The 12,808-nt window shown below is 58.4% G+C and carries 14 protein-coding genes; 8 read left to right on the forward strand and 6 right to left on the reverse strand.

The window, feature by feature from the left end:
- Positions 1-43: 43 nt before the first annotated feature.
- The 3 genes from dprA to V3C19_RS02270 are packed head-to-tail and all read right to left on the reverse strand — an operon-like array spanning position 44 to position 3,188.
- On the reverse strand, positions 44-1,159 hold the full coding sequence (dprA, locus tag V3C19_RS02260) for a DNA-processing protein DprA (protein WP_130083956.1): 1,116 nt from the start codon (positions 1,157-1,159) through the stop codon (positions 44-46).
- On the reverse strand, positions 1,156-2,268 hold the full coding sequence (locus V3C19_RS02265) for a glycosyltransferase (protein ID WP_130083955.1): 1,113 nt from the start codon (positions 2,266-2,268) through the stop codon (positions 1,156-1,158). The genes dprA and V3C19_RS02265 overlap by 4 nt, the downstream gene beginning before the upstream one ends.
- Entirely contained in the window at positions 2,265-3,188 is a 924-nt protein-coding gene (locus V3C19_RS02270; RefSeq protein ID WP_130083954.1) for an ELM1/GtrOC1 family putative glycosyltransferase, read from the reverse strand. Before V3C19_RS02270 ends, V3C19_RS02265 begins: the two co-directional genes overlap by 4 nt.
- A gap of 11 nt (positions 3,189-3,199) precedes the next feature.
- Between V3C19_RS02270 and queG the strand changes: the two genes are divergently transcribed.
- From queG to V3C19_RS02305, 7 genes are all read left to right on the forward strand, one after another.
- Complete coding sequence (gene queG, locus V3C19_RS02275) at positions 3,200-4,357, forward strand: tRNA epoxyqueuosine(34) reductase QueG (RefSeq protein ID WP_130083953.1); 1,158 nt, start codon at positions 3,200-3,202, stop codon at positions 4,355-4,357.
- 112 nt (positions 4,358-4,469) lie between these two features.
- The gene (gene rpsM, locus V3C19_RS02280; RefSeq protein ID WP_022396508.1) at positions 4,470-4,847 is read left to right on the forward strand and encodes a 30S ribosomal protein S13; all 378 of its coding nucleotides are present in this window, start codon (positions 4,470-4,472) and stop codon (positions 4,845-4,847) included.
- A 33-nt stretch (positions 4,848-4,880) separates the two neighbouring features.
- Positions 4,881-5,438, forward strand: a complete 558-nt coding sequence (gene rpsK / locus V3C19_RS02285) for a 30S ribosomal protein S11 (RefSeq protein ID WP_082770175.1) — start codon at positions 4,881-4,883, stop codon at positions 5,436-5,438.
- Between the two features lie 32 nt (positions 5,439-5,470).
- Positions 5,471-6,082, forward strand: coding sequence for a 30S ribosomal protein S4 (rpsD, locus tag V3C19_RS02290; RefSeq protein ID WP_130083952.1), 612 nt, complete (start codon positions 5,471-5,473; stop codon positions 6,080-6,082).
- Between the two features lie 178 nt (positions 6,083-6,260).
- Complete coding sequence (locus V3C19_RS02295) at positions 6,261-7,013, forward strand: HAD family hydrolase (RefSeq protein ID WP_130083951.1); 753 nt, start codon at positions 6,261-6,263, stop codon at positions 7,011-7,013.
- A gap of 139 nt (positions 7,014-7,152) precedes the next feature.
- Positions 7,153-8,076 carry a hypothetical protein gene (locus V3C19_RS02300; protein ID WP_130083950.1) on the forward strand — a complete coding sequence of 308 codons (924 nt, stop codon included), beginning with the start codon at positions 7,153-7,155 and terminating at the stop codon, positions 8,074-8,076.
- A gap of 119 nt (positions 8,077-8,195) precedes the next feature.
- On the forward strand, positions 8,196-9,017 hold the full coding sequence (locus V3C19_RS02305) for a hypothetical protein (protein WP_130083949.1): 822 nt from the start codon (positions 8,196-8,198) through the stop codon (positions 9,015-9,017).
- Here V3C19_RS02305 and V3C19_RS02310 read toward each other — a convergent pair.
- Positions 9,005-9,502: a GNAT family N-acetyltransferase gene (locus V3C19_RS02310; protein ID WP_295931916.1), complete on the reverse strand. Its 498-nt coding sequence runs from the start codon at positions 9,500-9,502 to the stop codon at positions 9,005-9,007. The genes V3C19_RS02305 and V3C19_RS02310 overlap by 13 nt on opposite strands.
- On the reverse strand, positions 9,499-10,920 hold the full coding sequence (pyk, locus tag V3C19_RS02315; protein WP_130083947.1) for a pyruvate kinase: 1,422 nt from the start codon (positions 10,918-10,920) through the stop codon (positions 9,499-9,501). Before pyk ends, V3C19_RS02310 begins: the two co-directional genes overlap by 4 nt.
- Positions 10,921-11,033: 113 nt before the next feature.
- On the opposite strand from pyk, the gene V3C19_RS02320 reads away from it, so the two are divergent.
- Entirely contained in the window at positions 11,034-12,278 is a 1,245-nt protein-coding gene (locus V3C19_RS02320; protein WP_295931910.1) for a competence/damage-inducible protein A, read from the forward strand.
- Here the strand turns inward: V3C19_RS02320 and V3C19_RS02325 are convergent.
- Complete coding sequence (locus tag V3C19_RS02325; RefSeq protein WP_130083945.1) at positions 12,268-12,633, reverse strand: hypothetical protein; 366 nt, start codon at positions 12,631-12,633, stop codon at positions 12,268-12,270. The two genes, V3C19_RS02320 and V3C19_RS02325, sit on opposite strands and share 11 nt — an antisense overlap.
- Positions 12,634-12,808 lie beyond the last annotated feature (175 nt).

Consider the following 12,808-nt stretch of genomic DNA (forward strand, 5'->3'; position numbering starts at 1 on the left):
AGACTGCGGCCGGTTCCCATTATCGGGGGCGGTTTTTCATGGTTCAGCTGATGGAGAAATAGCCTCCGGAGTCCGGGGTTACCCTGCCGGCGATTTGGAGCCTGGCCAGGTGGACCGTAACGGCGTGGGCCGGCAGCCCGAGAGAGGAACATAGGGAGTCAATGGTGTTGAATCCCTGCCTGATGGCGTACAGGACGTCTTCTTCTTCCCGGGTGATGGGGAAGGTGTCCGCAGGAACGGGGCTGGGGGACGGCGAGAAGAGGGGAAGACCCGCTTCCGGCGCTTGCCATTTCATGTCCTGCAGGATGTCTGCGGCACTGGTGGCAAGTATGGCTCCGTCCCGGATGAGGGCATGGCAGCCGTCGGAAGAATGCCTGTTGACCGGTCCCGGCACGCAAAAAACGTCCCGTCCCTGTTCTCCCGCCATGCGGGCCGTGATGAGGGCGCCGCTATGCGCGGGGGCTTCCACGACGAGCGTGGCGCGGCTCCAGCCGCTGACAATGCGGTTGCGCATGGGAAAGGTGGTGCGGGACGGGGGCATATCCATCGGAAGTTCTGAAACCACGGCGCCGTGTCCGTCTGCAATGCGGCGGGCAAGTCCGCTGTTTTCCCGGGGGTAGAGTTTGTTGAGGCCGGCTCCGATGACCGCAATGGTGCGCCCGCCCGCATCCAGCGCGCCTGCATGGGCTTCCGTGTCCACGCCGCGCGCCAGGCCGGAGATGACGGTGACGCCCGCTTCCGCCAGGTCATGGGATATGGTTTTTGCGCAGAGCCTGCCGTAATGGGTGGCCATGCGCGAACCCACCACGGCGATGGAACGTTCCGAGTCCGCTGGGGTCCAGCTTCCCCGGGAATAAAGAACCACCGGCGCGTCCGGCAGTTCCCGCAGGGATTCCGGGTAATTCCCGTCAAACAGAGTGGTTACGGAAACGCCCGCCCTGGCCGCCAGTTCCAGTTCCCGGTGCGGGTTGACGATGCTTTTCCATGAGGAGATGCACCGGGCCAGTTCCGGCCCGATGCCCGGCACGGCCGCCAGCATGGCGGCGGGGGCTTCCAGAACAAGTTCCGGAGAGGCGAAGGTGCGCATCAGGCGCATGATCCTGACAGGGCCAAGTCCCGGTATCAGGTTCAGGGTGACGGCGGTTTCCTGCGGTGTCATGGCGAAGGACTGATTTCCCGGTATACGTCCAGGTGGGCCTGGATCATGTCGCTCATTTTATAAGGGGAGGGGATTTGCCGGGGAATGGGGGGAGGCTGGGCATGCCAGCGGGCGAGCAGGGCGGTCATGGCGGCGGTGTCTCCAACGGGGATGTTTCCCTCCGGCAGGAAGATGTCCAGCTGTTCCTTGACCCCGCCATGGGCGTATCCGGCTACGGGTTTTCCCAGGGCCAGGGCTTCCAGCGTGGATTTTCCGAAGGCTTCCGGGCTTTGAGTCAGGGAGAGCGTGACGGAACAGGCGGAGAGGATTTCCCGGAGGTCCTTGCGGTGGCCAGTCCACGTGAAGGCATGGGCAAGGCCGGCCTGTTCAATTTCTTGGAGAATTTCATTTTTATATTCGTCCTTGCCCTTTTTTACTTCTCCTACAATGACGGCGTGGGCCGGGATTCCCTGGGCCAGAAGGTCACGGATAATAGGTATCATGTCCAGCTGGCCTTTCAGGCGCGTGATGCGGCCCGGCAGGCAGAGGGTGAATTTGTTTCTGAGTTCCGGATAGGCCATGTACCAGCCCGTGAGCCATTCGCGGGCCGGGGAGTATCCGGAATGGTGCAGTTCCGGGGAAATGGCGTTGGGGATGATCCTGATATGTTCCTCCGGCGTGGAGGGATAATGCCTGAGGATGTAGTCCCGGATGCAGTTGGAGACGGCGATGATCCGCTCACCCCTGCACATGATGGCGGAGTACCAGTTGACGGAGTAAAAGCCGTGCACGCTGGTGACCAGGCCGGGCCTGTCTTCCGGCGGCAGTTTTTTCCAGGCCAGGTAGCCGGCCCACGCGGGCACGCGGGAATGGAGGTGGAGGATGTCCGGCCTGATGGCTTGCAGAAGAGCGCGGAGCGCCCCTATGCGGAAGAAGGTGGAGAGGCTTTTTTTGCCGATTGGCATCAGGATATGGCGGGAACCTTCCTTTTCCAGCTGTTCTACCATGCGTCCTCCGCCGGAAATGACAATGTTTTCCACACCCTGGGCGGAGAATCCCCTGCCGAGCTCCAGAACGACTTGTTCCACGCCTCCGGATTCCATGGAGGGGACGAGATGCACTACTTTCATAAGGTTGTGAGCTGGGGGAAGAGTCTTGAAAGGATGTGGTCCGCGGCGCGGTCCGCCTCAAGGAGAGGAGTACCGGGGGCGGTGAGGCGGAAGCCCTGTTTTTTCCATTCCCGGTAGCTGGTGACGAGTCCGTCCCGTTCCAGCATTTCCAGGCCGGCCAGGATGCGGGATTTCCCGCCGTTGCGGCGGCGGGGGACGGTGATGATGCCTACGGGAGCGCCTGAGCCCAGCGCTTCATATACCATGGAGACGCTGTCCTGGCTCACCCATGCGCCGGAGGCGTGCGCCAGATGTCTGGCTACCCAGCCGGGGCCCGTTTCCTCCACGGGAACGACGATGATTTCCGGCACGGCTTTTCTGATTTTTTCCGCAAAGCCCTGCGGCGTACGGCGCGACGTGGTCAGGACGACGTCGCCGGGCGTATGGATGCTGATGTCCGAGAGCTGGTTGAGCAGGGATTCGTCATCCCAGTCAAAGTCCTTGCTGGGGCCGCCGAGGAGGATGAGGGTGATGTTCTTGGGTATGGAGAAGTCCGGCCTCATGGGATGAAGAGCCCCCCAGGTCGGGAAGATGTTGGTGTCCGCATAGTCGCGGTCCGCGCGGAGATCGTGGCGCGGAATGAGGCAGAGGTCGAAGAAGGAGCAGGGGAGGGTGGGTTTCATGCACAGCACGGTTTTTGTTTTGAAGTGCTGGCGTGCGCAGATGAGCGGAAGATGCGTGGCGTGCCCGGCGGCAATGAACAGATCGGGCCGCGGCTTGTCGTTCCCGGAGACGACCTTGCGGATTTTGCCGAGGGTGGAGAGCCCCTGCAGCTCCACAATTTCCACAGCGCCTCCCGCTTTGGCGACAAGGGCCTGAGCCAGCCCCAAAGACTGGTTGAGGTGGCCCTGTTTGCCGTCGCTCAGAATCCGGATGTTCATATGTGTCTATTATGGGACGGCAAGGATGTTCAGGCAATCCAATTTCCGCGGGAGCGAAGAAAATTCTTGGTGCCAGGAGCGCTCTTCGCCATGATGGCGGCGTGCCGAATCCGGATTCCTCACTTATTAAAGATTCTCTGTCCTCCGTTTCACGGAGTTTGGGCTTTTCCGACTGCAGGGTGGCCCGTGCCGGGAGGGCCCTTTATGCGGAGGAGTTGTTTCTTTGGCTGGAGAGAGGCTGGCATGCAGGCATGGAATGGATGGCCCGTTCTCCGGAACGCCGGGTGAATCCGGTCGAGGTACTCCCCGGATGCCGTTCCGTGATCTGCCTGTCCTATGATTATGACAGTTCCGTGAGCCGTCCTTCCGGGAGCGGTTCCATCTGCCTGTACGCCCACGGCAGGGATTATCACGGCATTTTGGAAGAGAAGCTGGCCGATCTTTCAGAATTGCTTTCCATCTACGGAGGGGAGCAGAAGGGGTATGTAGACGCCGGTCCGGTCATGGAGAGGGATCACGCGGAGGCGTGCGGCCTGGGATGGCGCGGCCGCAGCGGCCTGATCGTACGCCGCAGGGGAGGTTCCCGTTTTTTTATTGCCACGCTGCTGACGACGCTGGAGCTGGAACCGGACGCCCCGGCTTCCGGTACGTGCGGAAGCTGCCGCCGCTGCGTGGAGGCATGCCCGGCAGGGGCCATTATGGAGAATGGCCTGGTGGATGCCAACCGGTGCCTTTCCTATTGGACGATTGAACACCGGGGCGCCATTCCGGAGGATATCCGCCCCCTGATCGGCACGCGCCTGTACGGGTGCGACACCTGCGTGACCGCATGCCCCTGGAATAAAAAGCCTCTGCCGGACGCGGACGAACGCTTCCGCATGCCTCTCCGGCTTGCCTCTATTTCCTTGCGGGACCTTCTTTCCCTGGATGATGCCGGTTTTACCGCCATGTTCCGGAATTCCCCGTTGAAAAGAATCAGGAGGGAGGGCCTTTTACGCAACGGATGCATTGTGCTGGGGAATGCCGGAACACCGGATGATTTTGGTTTGCTGAAGAGACTTTGCAGGGAGTCCTCGCTGGTAGCGGAGCATGCGGAATGGGCCATGGAGCGCATTCTGCACAGGCACGCGGCAGGGGGATGCCCCGACGGCGCGGAAGATGAAAAATAGAAAAAATGAAGTTTTGGTCTTGTCAAAACCTCAATTTATGGTATCCATCTTGCCCCAAGCAATAGCTCTGCGCGAGGCAGAGAAAAATAACAGCTAGCAAATCCAATCCATTATGGCACGCCTTTTCGGTACAGAAATACCCAACGAGAAGCGCATCGAGGCTTCCCTTCCGTATATTTACGGAATCGGCCACTCGACTTCTAAGAGAATCCTGGAACAAGCAGGCATCAATCCCGACATCCGTACGGGACAGCTTACCGACGAACAACTGACGAAGATTGTTCAAGTAATCACCACCGACGGCATTTTGATTGAAGGTGACCTTCGTCGTGAAAAGCAATCCATTCTCAAGCGTCTGACCTCCATCAACTGCTATCGTGGTCAGCGCCACCGCCGCGGCCTTCCCGTTCGCGGTCAGCGTACCCGCACGAATGCCCGCACCCGTAAAGGCAAGAAGAAGACTGTTGGCGCACAGGCCAAGAAGAAGTAATCCGCCAACCTGAACTTATTATATAGCTTTATTATGGCTAGCGAAGAAATTACCAACGAAACCGCTGAACAGCCCGTGGAAGCCGTCGCTCCTGCTCCCGCTCCCGCCGCTGAAGCTCCGGTCGCCGCTGCACCTGCTCCTGAAGAAACCAAGAAGCACGAACCCCGCAAGGATATCTTCGCGGAACTCGGCTTGGGCGGTGATGACGACAAGCCCAAAATCCTGAAGGCCAAGGGCAGCAAGAACGTTTCCTCTGGCGTGGTTCATGTTTCCTCCACGTTCAACAACACCGTTGTGACTGTGACGGATCAGCGCGGCAACGTGATCGGCTGGTCTTCCGCCGGCAAGATGGGCTTCAAGGGGTCCCGCAAGAGCACTGCATACGCCGGCCAGGTGGTATGCCAGGACGCCTGCCGCCAGGCCATGGGCCACGGTCTGCGTGAAGTGGAAGTGCGCGTGAAAGGTCCGGGTTCCGGTCGTGAATCCGCGGTACGTGCCGTGCAGTCGATCGGTATTGAAATCACCTCCATCAAGGATGTGACCCCCATCCCCCACAACGGTTGCCGTCCTCCGAAGGCCCGCCGCGTCTAATTGAACTTTTTTACCTATAGATCTAATATATCATGGCTCGTTATACCGGTCCCCGCGATAAAGTGTCCCGCCGTTTCGGCGTTGCCCTTTTCGGTTCCACCAAGGCTCTTGAAAAGCGCCCCTTCCCTCCCGGCCAGCACGGGATGCGTGCAGGCCGCAAAAAGAAGTCCGACTATGGCGTGATGCTTGCTGAAAAGCAGAAGCTGCGCTTCCAGTACGGCGTGCTTGAAGGCCAGTTCCGCAAGTATTATGCAGAAGCCGCCCGCCGCCGCGGCATTACCGGCGACATCCTGCTTCAGCTCCTTGAACTCCGTTTGGATAACGTCGTGTACCGTCTCGGGTTCAGCAATACCCGCGCCGGCGCCCGCCAGCTCGTTTCCCACGGTCATATTACCGTGAACGGCAAGAAAACTAACGTTGCTTCCTTCTCCTGCCGCCCCGGAGACGTGGTTGCTGTAGGAGGCAAGCCCTCCTCCCAGCAGCTTGTTACCCGCTCCCTTGACCTGACCCAGGCCACGGTGGTGCCGGACTGGCTCGAATGCGACCGCGACAAGCTCACGGGCAAAATTGCCCGCGTGCCTTCCAAGGAAGAGATCGCTCCCATCGTCAACGAGCAGCTTATCGTGGAATTCTATTCTCGTTAATCCCGTCTCTTCTGGATTTGCTTTAAAACCCCGGGTGCCGAAAGGCGGCCGGGGTTTTAGGCGTTCAGGGGAGTTGAGAGTTGAGAGTTGAGAGTTGAGAGTTGAGAGTTGAGAGTTGAGAGTTGAGAGTTGAGAGTTGAGAGTTGAGAGTTGAGAGTTGAGAGTATAGGATGGTGGCATGACGGATGGAAGGAAGAAAGGAGGGCTTGCCCTGTTTGACATGGACGGCACACTCCTGCCGTGGGATACGCAGTATGTGTTTTCCTGCTTTGTGGTTCAGCGGCATCCCTGGAGGCGGCTTCTGCTGCTGTTTTATCTGGCCTGTCTTCCGCTGTTTTTTCTGGGGATATGGGATGAAACCCGGATGAAGAGGGCCTTCCTTTGTTATTTGTGGAGGCTGCCCCCGGAAACGGTTCTCCAATACGGACGGGAATTCGCGGAGCTGGCGGATGCATGGGTTTATCCCGAATTGCGTGAACGGCTCCAGAGGCACCGGGACAGGGGAGATGCATGCATTATGGTATCCGCGTCTCCATCCTTTTATGCGGAGCCCCTGGGGAGGTTTCTGGGTTTTGATGCCGTTCTGGGAACGGACGTGGTGCTCGATGACCGCATGCCCTTGATGCCAGAACTTCCATTGGGAAACAACAAGGGGAAGGTCAAGGTGGAGCGTTTGCGGAACATGGGCATTCTGCCGGAGAATGGCATCCCGGAAGATTCCATCGCCTACAGCGACAGCACCGCGGATATTCCCATGCTGCTTGCCTGCCGACGCCAGGTATTGGTAAATCCATCCCGGAAATTGAAGACGAATCCCAGATTGGACGGAGCTGAATGCCTGTATCCCTCCACGCCCTGGAGAAACTCGCTGGAGAAAAAATGGGAAATTGCTTTATTTGTCATGGGGATGATTAGGTTAAGTGATGAATAATCAGCATGTAATGGTGATTTTAGGAGAAAAGTCTTTACTTTTGTGACGAAAATGTTTCACTAAACCTAACAAGGGGGAAAAGAATACTTTAAACCTTTGTTAGCAAATCAACAATTAATACCCTAACCAAATAATAGTCATGCAAACCAAGAACATCATCAGTGTTGCGGCGGTTGTGGCATCCTTTGCCGGCGCCGCTTTTGCGGGAACTCCCGTCAAGGTTGTTGCTCCGACACCGGTACCGCCCGTGCCGACTGTCAGCCCATGGTCCGGCGATCTTTATGCCGGCTACGCCTCCAATTACACCAGCCGCGGCATCGTGGCATCCCACGCCTTGGTGGGAGGGGATAGCGTTATCCCTGCCGGTGTTAATTTGAATTACAAGCTGAACGACGCCAATTCCATCGTCGGAGCCGCTTCCTACACCTCCCTGACTTCCGGCCATGAATTGCTTGGTGAAAAGGATATCGCATTCCATAATGAAACCAATTTCAACCTCGGCTGGAAAAACCAGGACGGCCTTCTGAAGAATCTGTCCACCACCGTCGGTTGGAATCTGATTCACGGCGGCCTGCTCGGCAACTTTGCCAAGTATGATTACAGCGGTGTTTTCACCAATGATTTCGTCGGGAAGCGTCATGCTCATTCCGTAGCCCAGGAATTCTATGTGAACCTGAACTACGACGTGTGCAAGAATTGGTTCGCAGGCGTTACCACGAGCTACGGCTTTCAGGGAATGACCGGATGGTGGTTCCAGCCGTATGTCGGCTACAAGGCCACCATCTGCCCCGCTACGGACATTGTGCTTACTGCCGGGATGTCCGCCACTGCAGGGTACTTTGACAGCAAGTCCGCTTTCATGGCCAACGGCTCCCAAGCCTGGTGGGTGAAGGCCGAATTGCCGATCAAGGTGGGCGTGGAAAACCTCACCGTGGTGCCTTTTGTCAGCTTCAACTGGGCTGGCAATGGCGCTCTGAAGGCCAACAAGCAGTTCGTGGAAGGCTGGAAGCCCTACAAGAACTTCGGCGTGGTAGCCGGGGCCAACCTTGTTTATTCCTTCTAAGCTGACGGCTTGAGATTGAATCATGTTTTCAGTGCGGCGGAGGAATCCGCCGCACTTTTTTGTTTGTTGCCAGTGTGGATGTTTTGATTCAGAATGAACCGCACAGAAATTCCCTGTCCATGAATTATTCCTTTCTTTTTGCCCCCGTGGCGGCTCTGGCTGTTTCCTTTTCCGTTTCACTGGCTGAGTCCCGCATTCCGAACCATCCTTCCGATACTTCCCTCAGGCCGGCAAGCGGCAGACTGAAAGCGGGGTATTCCACCAATTATGAGTTCCGCGGCCTGATTCCCGCCGGCTGCAACCAGACGGCTCCTCTTCGTCTGGATTGGCGAAGTGATGTGAATGAGCATTATTCCTTCATTCTTGCATTGAAGGAGGAGTTGTTTCTGGGGAGGCCGGCCATTGATTTTGATGATGAAACGGTGGTGGATATGGGCTTTCAGCGCAAGCTGGGGAAGGCTGCGTACGCTGCGTTTTCCCTACGGGCCAATGACGGAGGCCTTGCCGGCTTTGCTGCGGAACGCCTCTTTGGCAACAGCGGCACGACTTACGAGGCCGCGCTTGTTCTGCGCCGGGATCTGGACATCCTTCCCGGCTTTTATGTGCAGGGCAGCTCCGCCTATTCCTTTTACGGCATTACCGGATGGTGGTTTGACATGTGCACGGGCTCCGATTCCCGGCTGACGGAGAATTTGTACATGGGGTTCAAGTTCGGAGCCGTGCTGAGTTCCTCCTACTGGCCGTCCGGCAGCAATGGCTGGCAGTCTCTATATTTCAGGGTAACGGCCAGTTACCGCCTTTTCGGGGACGTGTTTGTGGAGCCCTTTGTGGGATTGCACTGGCTGGGGAGAGGGGCGCATGGAGTGAACCGTGCGTATGGAAAAATTTTGGTGAAAGGCAACCGCTGGGTGACCGGAGTCAGCCTGGTTTATTCTTTCTGATCCCTATGGGGAGTATCCGCCCGCATGCGGATCATGTCAATGCACTGGACTCCGTTATCCCAAACCGGTTCCGGATAGTTGTCCGTGAAGTGGTTTTTAATGGTGCCCGTAACGTAAAACCCGCAGCTGCGGTACAATGCCATCGGGCCGGGAGAAGTATCCGACGTTCCCAGTTCCGCATACCGCGCCCCCTTGCTGCCGATCACGTCCAGAGCGTGGCGGACCAGGGCCATTCCATATCCCTGGCGCCTGCAGTCCGGAGAGACGGAGCAGTTCATGATTTCCCAGGTGTCCGCCGCCGTCTGGCAGATGACGGCAACCCCTACGGGGATTCCATTTTTGCGGGCTACATGGAGTTCTCCATGCGCCAGGTGGGCGGCCACCTGGCGTTCGTCCGGGTCAGCGTCCAGCAGCAGGGCGAGAATGGATGGGGACGGAGGATAGTCCCCCGCCTCTCGTGATATCTGAATCTGCTCGGGGCTCATTCGGTACGCATGAAGATGATGGAGTCCGCCAGGAGTTCTCCCTGAAGGCTGTCCCCCTGGATGACGACAGGCTGCCCGGAAGCGACCAGCCCCTTTTCCTTCAACAGATCCAGAGCCGTGGATATCATGCGTGACGGGTCCTTGAGGAAGGGGGATTCAAAGGCGGTGACATCGCGGGCCAGGGCCAATTGGCGGACGACGACGGGATCATTGCTGAAAGCGTAGATGGGGGCCCGCTCCGGACGGAGCACGGCCGCCTGTGTGGCCGCCAGCCCGCGGCGGGTGAAGACGATGAGGCAGGCGTTTTCCACGGAGTCCGCCAGGGAGATGGCCGCTTTCGTGGCTTTTTGCCGGTCACCGTTCAGGATAGCCGCCGCCGCAAAGTTGAGGTTTCCGGAGCGTTCCATGCGCTGGGCGATGGAGTCTAGGACTTCCACGCAGCGTACGGGGTAGTGGCCTACGGAGGTTTCTCCGGAGAGCATGACGGCGTCCGCCTGTTCAAAGATGGCGTTGGATACATCCGTTACTTCCGCACGGGTGGGGGTAGGTTGGGTGATCATGGATTCCAGCATGTGCGTGGCGACGATGCAGCGGCGGCCCAGCCTGTGGCAGTGACGGATGATGCGGCGCTGGATGATGGGCAGTTCCTCAATGCTGACTTCAATGCCCAGGTCGCCGCGGGCCACCATAATGACGTCCGCCGCCAGAATGATATCATCGATATGGCGGATGGCCTGCTGGTCTTCAATTTTAGCGATGATCTGGGCGCGCCCTCCCAGGTTGTCTATATGTTCCCGGAGTTCCGCGATATGGGCGGCGTCACGAACGAAGGACATGGCGACGTAGTCCGTTTCACATTCCACGGCTACTTTCAGGTCCTTCAGGTCTTTTTCCGTCAGGGCCGGGAGCCGCAGGGCCACGCCCGGCAGGTTGATGTGGCGGCGGGAGCCGAATACGCCTTCCGTAAGCACCTTGCAGATGAGCCGGTCCGGGCGTACTTCTTCAATGCGCATCAGAATGCCGCCATTGTCCACGACCATGGTATGGCCTGCCTGGACGTCCTGAAGAAGGCCGTCATAGTTGACCGTGGTGGAGAAGGGCAGTTCCGGTTCCGCTGTGCTGAGGCGGATTTCCATGATGTCTCCGGCTTTCAGGTTATAGGGCTCAGAAAGATCACCAGTGCGGATGGACGGTCCCTGGAGGTCGAAGAGAATGGCTACGTTTGCCTGGAGTTCCGCGGCCTTCCGGCGGATGCGGAAGACGACTTCCCGGACCCAGTCGTGCTTGGAATGGCTCATGTTGAGCCGGAAGACGTTGGCTCCGGCCTGGATAAGGCTGCCCAGCATGTCGGAGGTATCCGTTGCCGGTCCAATGGTGCAGATGATTTTTGTGGCGCGAAGCCTGGGAGGCGTACTCATGGTCTATGTCAGTGCCCCTACTTTATCCTACGGAGCGTTCAAATGAAGTTTTTTGTAGTACATGGCAGGATTGTTGCATGCCAGAGTGGGGGGGACGGGCGCATAATGGAGACATGAAGAGTGTGAGGGTTGAGCTGATTAATACCGGTACGGAAATTTTGCTGGGAAGCATTGTGAATACCAATGCGGCATGGCTGGGGAACAGGCTGTTTGAAGCGGGCTTCCGCGTGGAGAGGGAGACTGTGGTTCCCGACGGCTATGCCATTAGCGAGGCGATGAGGGAGAGTGCCCGCAGGGCGGATATCGTGATTGTGAGCGGGGGCTTGGGACCGACGAGCGACGATGTGACCAGGGAGGCCCTATGCGATGTCTGCGGCGTGGACATGCACCGTGACGAGCATGTAGCGGAGGGATTGAGGGATTATTTCAAGCGGAGGGGCATTTCCATTGCGGAGTGCAATTTCAGACAGGCCATGGTGCCTGACGGCGCCGCCGTGCTGGAGAATCCCAACGGCACGGCTCCGGGGCTGGTGATGCCCGCTACCGACCGCCTGCCCATGTTTATTTTGCTGCCCGGACCGCCCCCGGAGCTAAAGCCGATGGTGGAGAGGTCCGTAATGCCCTTGCTGGAGTCCATGGTGGACTGCGATATTCCCCGTTTGCGCGTGTTCCGCCTGGTGGGGATTGGAGAGAGCGATCTTCAGGATCTGGTGGACGATTCCCTGCACCAGGTGCAGGGATTGGAAGTGGCTTATTGCGCCCGCATCGGAGAGGTGGATGTAAGGCTGGTTGGCAATGAAGTGGCGCTGAAGCAGGGAGAGGCGCGTCTGCTGACCCTGGCCGGAGCGTATGTGCTGAGGCCCCTGGGAGCTACTCTGGAGCAGGCCGTAGTGCTTCATCTGGCAGGGCTCGGATTGAAAGCGGCTACGGCGGAGAGCTGCACGGGTGGCCTGATTGCCAAGAGGATTACGGATGTTCCCGGTGCTTCAGGAGTGTTTGAGTTTGGCTGGGTGACTTATGCGGACCGGGCGAAGACGGAGATGCTGGGCGTTCCGGCAGAGGTGCTGGAAGAGCACGGAGCGGTGAGCGAACCCGTGGTGAAGGCCATGGCGGAAGGTGCGTTGGAACGTTCCGGCGCGGATGTCGCTGTCGCCGTCAGCGGATTTGCCGGACCGGACGGCGGTACGCCGGAGAAGCCCGTGGGCACCGTGTGGTTTGCCTGGGCGTTCAGGAACGGAGGAACGGTTACGGAGATGATGTTTTATCCCAGGGACCGGGAGTCTTTCCGGCAGATGGTTTCCCAGAAAGCCCTGATCGGGATGCTGGCTGCCAGGAAGCCGCAGGCGGTCACGGAATGAAGAACCATACGGGGAGGATTCCCGCATCATGCAGCCCGCTGATGAATTCAAAGATACCGATGAACCACAGGGCATCAAAGATGTTGTGCGTGAATGTGGCCGGATTGACTGAGTAGGTGGCGGGCGCCGGTTTCAGCAGGGAAAGGGAGGGGATGAAGGAAGGTCCCGTCCGGCAGTAGTCTCGGTAGGCGTTTCCGAATAGGGAGATGAGACGTTCCTGCTCCCTTCTGATGATGGCAGGATAGTAAAATACCGAATGCCAGTGCCGTAAGGAGGGGGATAGGGAAGGTTTCCGTAGCGCACGCCACCCCATGCCCCCGATGAAGCTGAAGAAGTAAAGCGGGTTGCGGAACATGGAGTACGCCCTTCTATCACCAGGGCATTGTTTTTATAGCCTGCGATGTAGAGGGAACACCAGATGCGTCCGAAGGCGCCGATGCCGGCCATGAAGCAGGCAATAAGCATGAGGCTTTCCTCAACGACGGGGTATGTTCCCAGCGCGTTTCCCCGAAGAGTAGGGCACAACCGAT

The sequence above is a fragment of the Akkermansia sp. AE01SA01 genome (assembly GCF_036417395.1).
Taxonomy (GTDB): domain Bacteria; phylum Verrucomicrobiota; class Verrucomicrobiia; order Verrucomicrobiales; family Akkermansiaceae; genus Akkermansia.

What these genes read in the sequence shown, in the direction of transcription:
- dprA (WP_130083956.1), bottom strand. Translation starts at nt 1,159, where the DNA reads ATGACACCGCAGGAAACCGCCGTCACCCTGAACCTGATACCGGGACTT.
- V3C19_RS02265 (WP_130083955.1), bottom strand. Translation starts at nt 2,268, where the DNA reads ATGAAAGTAGTGCATCTCGTCCCCTCCATGGAATCCGGAGGCGTGGAA.
- V3C19_RS02270 (WP_130083954.1), bottom strand. Translation starts at nt 3,188, where the DNA reads ATGAACATCCGGATTCTGAGCGACGGCAAACAGGGCCACCTCAACCAG.
- queG (WP_130083953.1), top strand. Translation starts at nt 3,200, where the DNA reads ATGGGACGGCAAGGATGTTCAGGCAATCCAATTTCCGCGGGAGCGAAG.
- rpsM (WP_022396508.1), top strand. Translation starts at nt 4,470, where the DNA reads ATGGCACGCCTTTTCGGTACAGAAATACCCAACGAGAAGCGCATCGAG.
- rpsK (WP_082770175.1), top strand. Translation starts at nt 4,881, where the DNA reads ATGGCTAGCGAAGAAATTACCAACGAAACCGCTGAACAGCCCGTGGAA.
- rpsD (WP_130083952.1), top strand. Translation starts at nt 5,471, where the DNA reads ATGGCTCGTTATACCGGTCCCCGCGATAAAGTGTCCCGCCGTTTCGGC.
- V3C19_RS02295 (WP_130083951.1), top strand. Translation starts at nt 6,261, where the DNA reads ATGACGGATGGAAGGAAGAAAGGAGGGCTTGCCCTGTTTGACATGGAC.
- V3C19_RS02300 (WP_130083950.1), top strand. Translation starts at nt 7,153, where the DNA reads ATGCAAACCAAGAACATCATCAGTGTTGCGGCGGTTGTGGCATCCTTT.
- V3C19_RS02305 (WP_130083949.1), top strand. Translation starts at nt 8,196, where the DNA reads ATGAATTATTCCTTTCTTTTTGCCCCCGTGGCGGCTCTGGCTGTTTCC.
- V3C19_RS02310 (WP_295931916.1), bottom strand. Translation starts at nt 9,502, where the DNA reads ATGAGCCCCGAGCAGATTCAGATATCACGAGAGGCGGGGGACTATCCT.
- pyk (WP_130083947.1), bottom strand. Translation starts at nt 10,920, where the DNA reads ATGAGTACGCCTCCCAGGCTTCGCGCCACAAAAATCATCTGCACCATT.
- V3C19_RS02320 (WP_295931910.1), top strand. Translation starts at nt 11,034, where the DNA reads ATGAAGAGTGTGAGGGTTGAGCTGATTAATACCGGTACGGAAATTTTG.
- V3C19_RS02325 (WP_130083945.1), bottom strand. Translation starts at nt 12,633, where the DNA reads ATGTTCCGCAACCCGCTTTACTTCTTCAGCTTCATCGGGGGCATGGGG.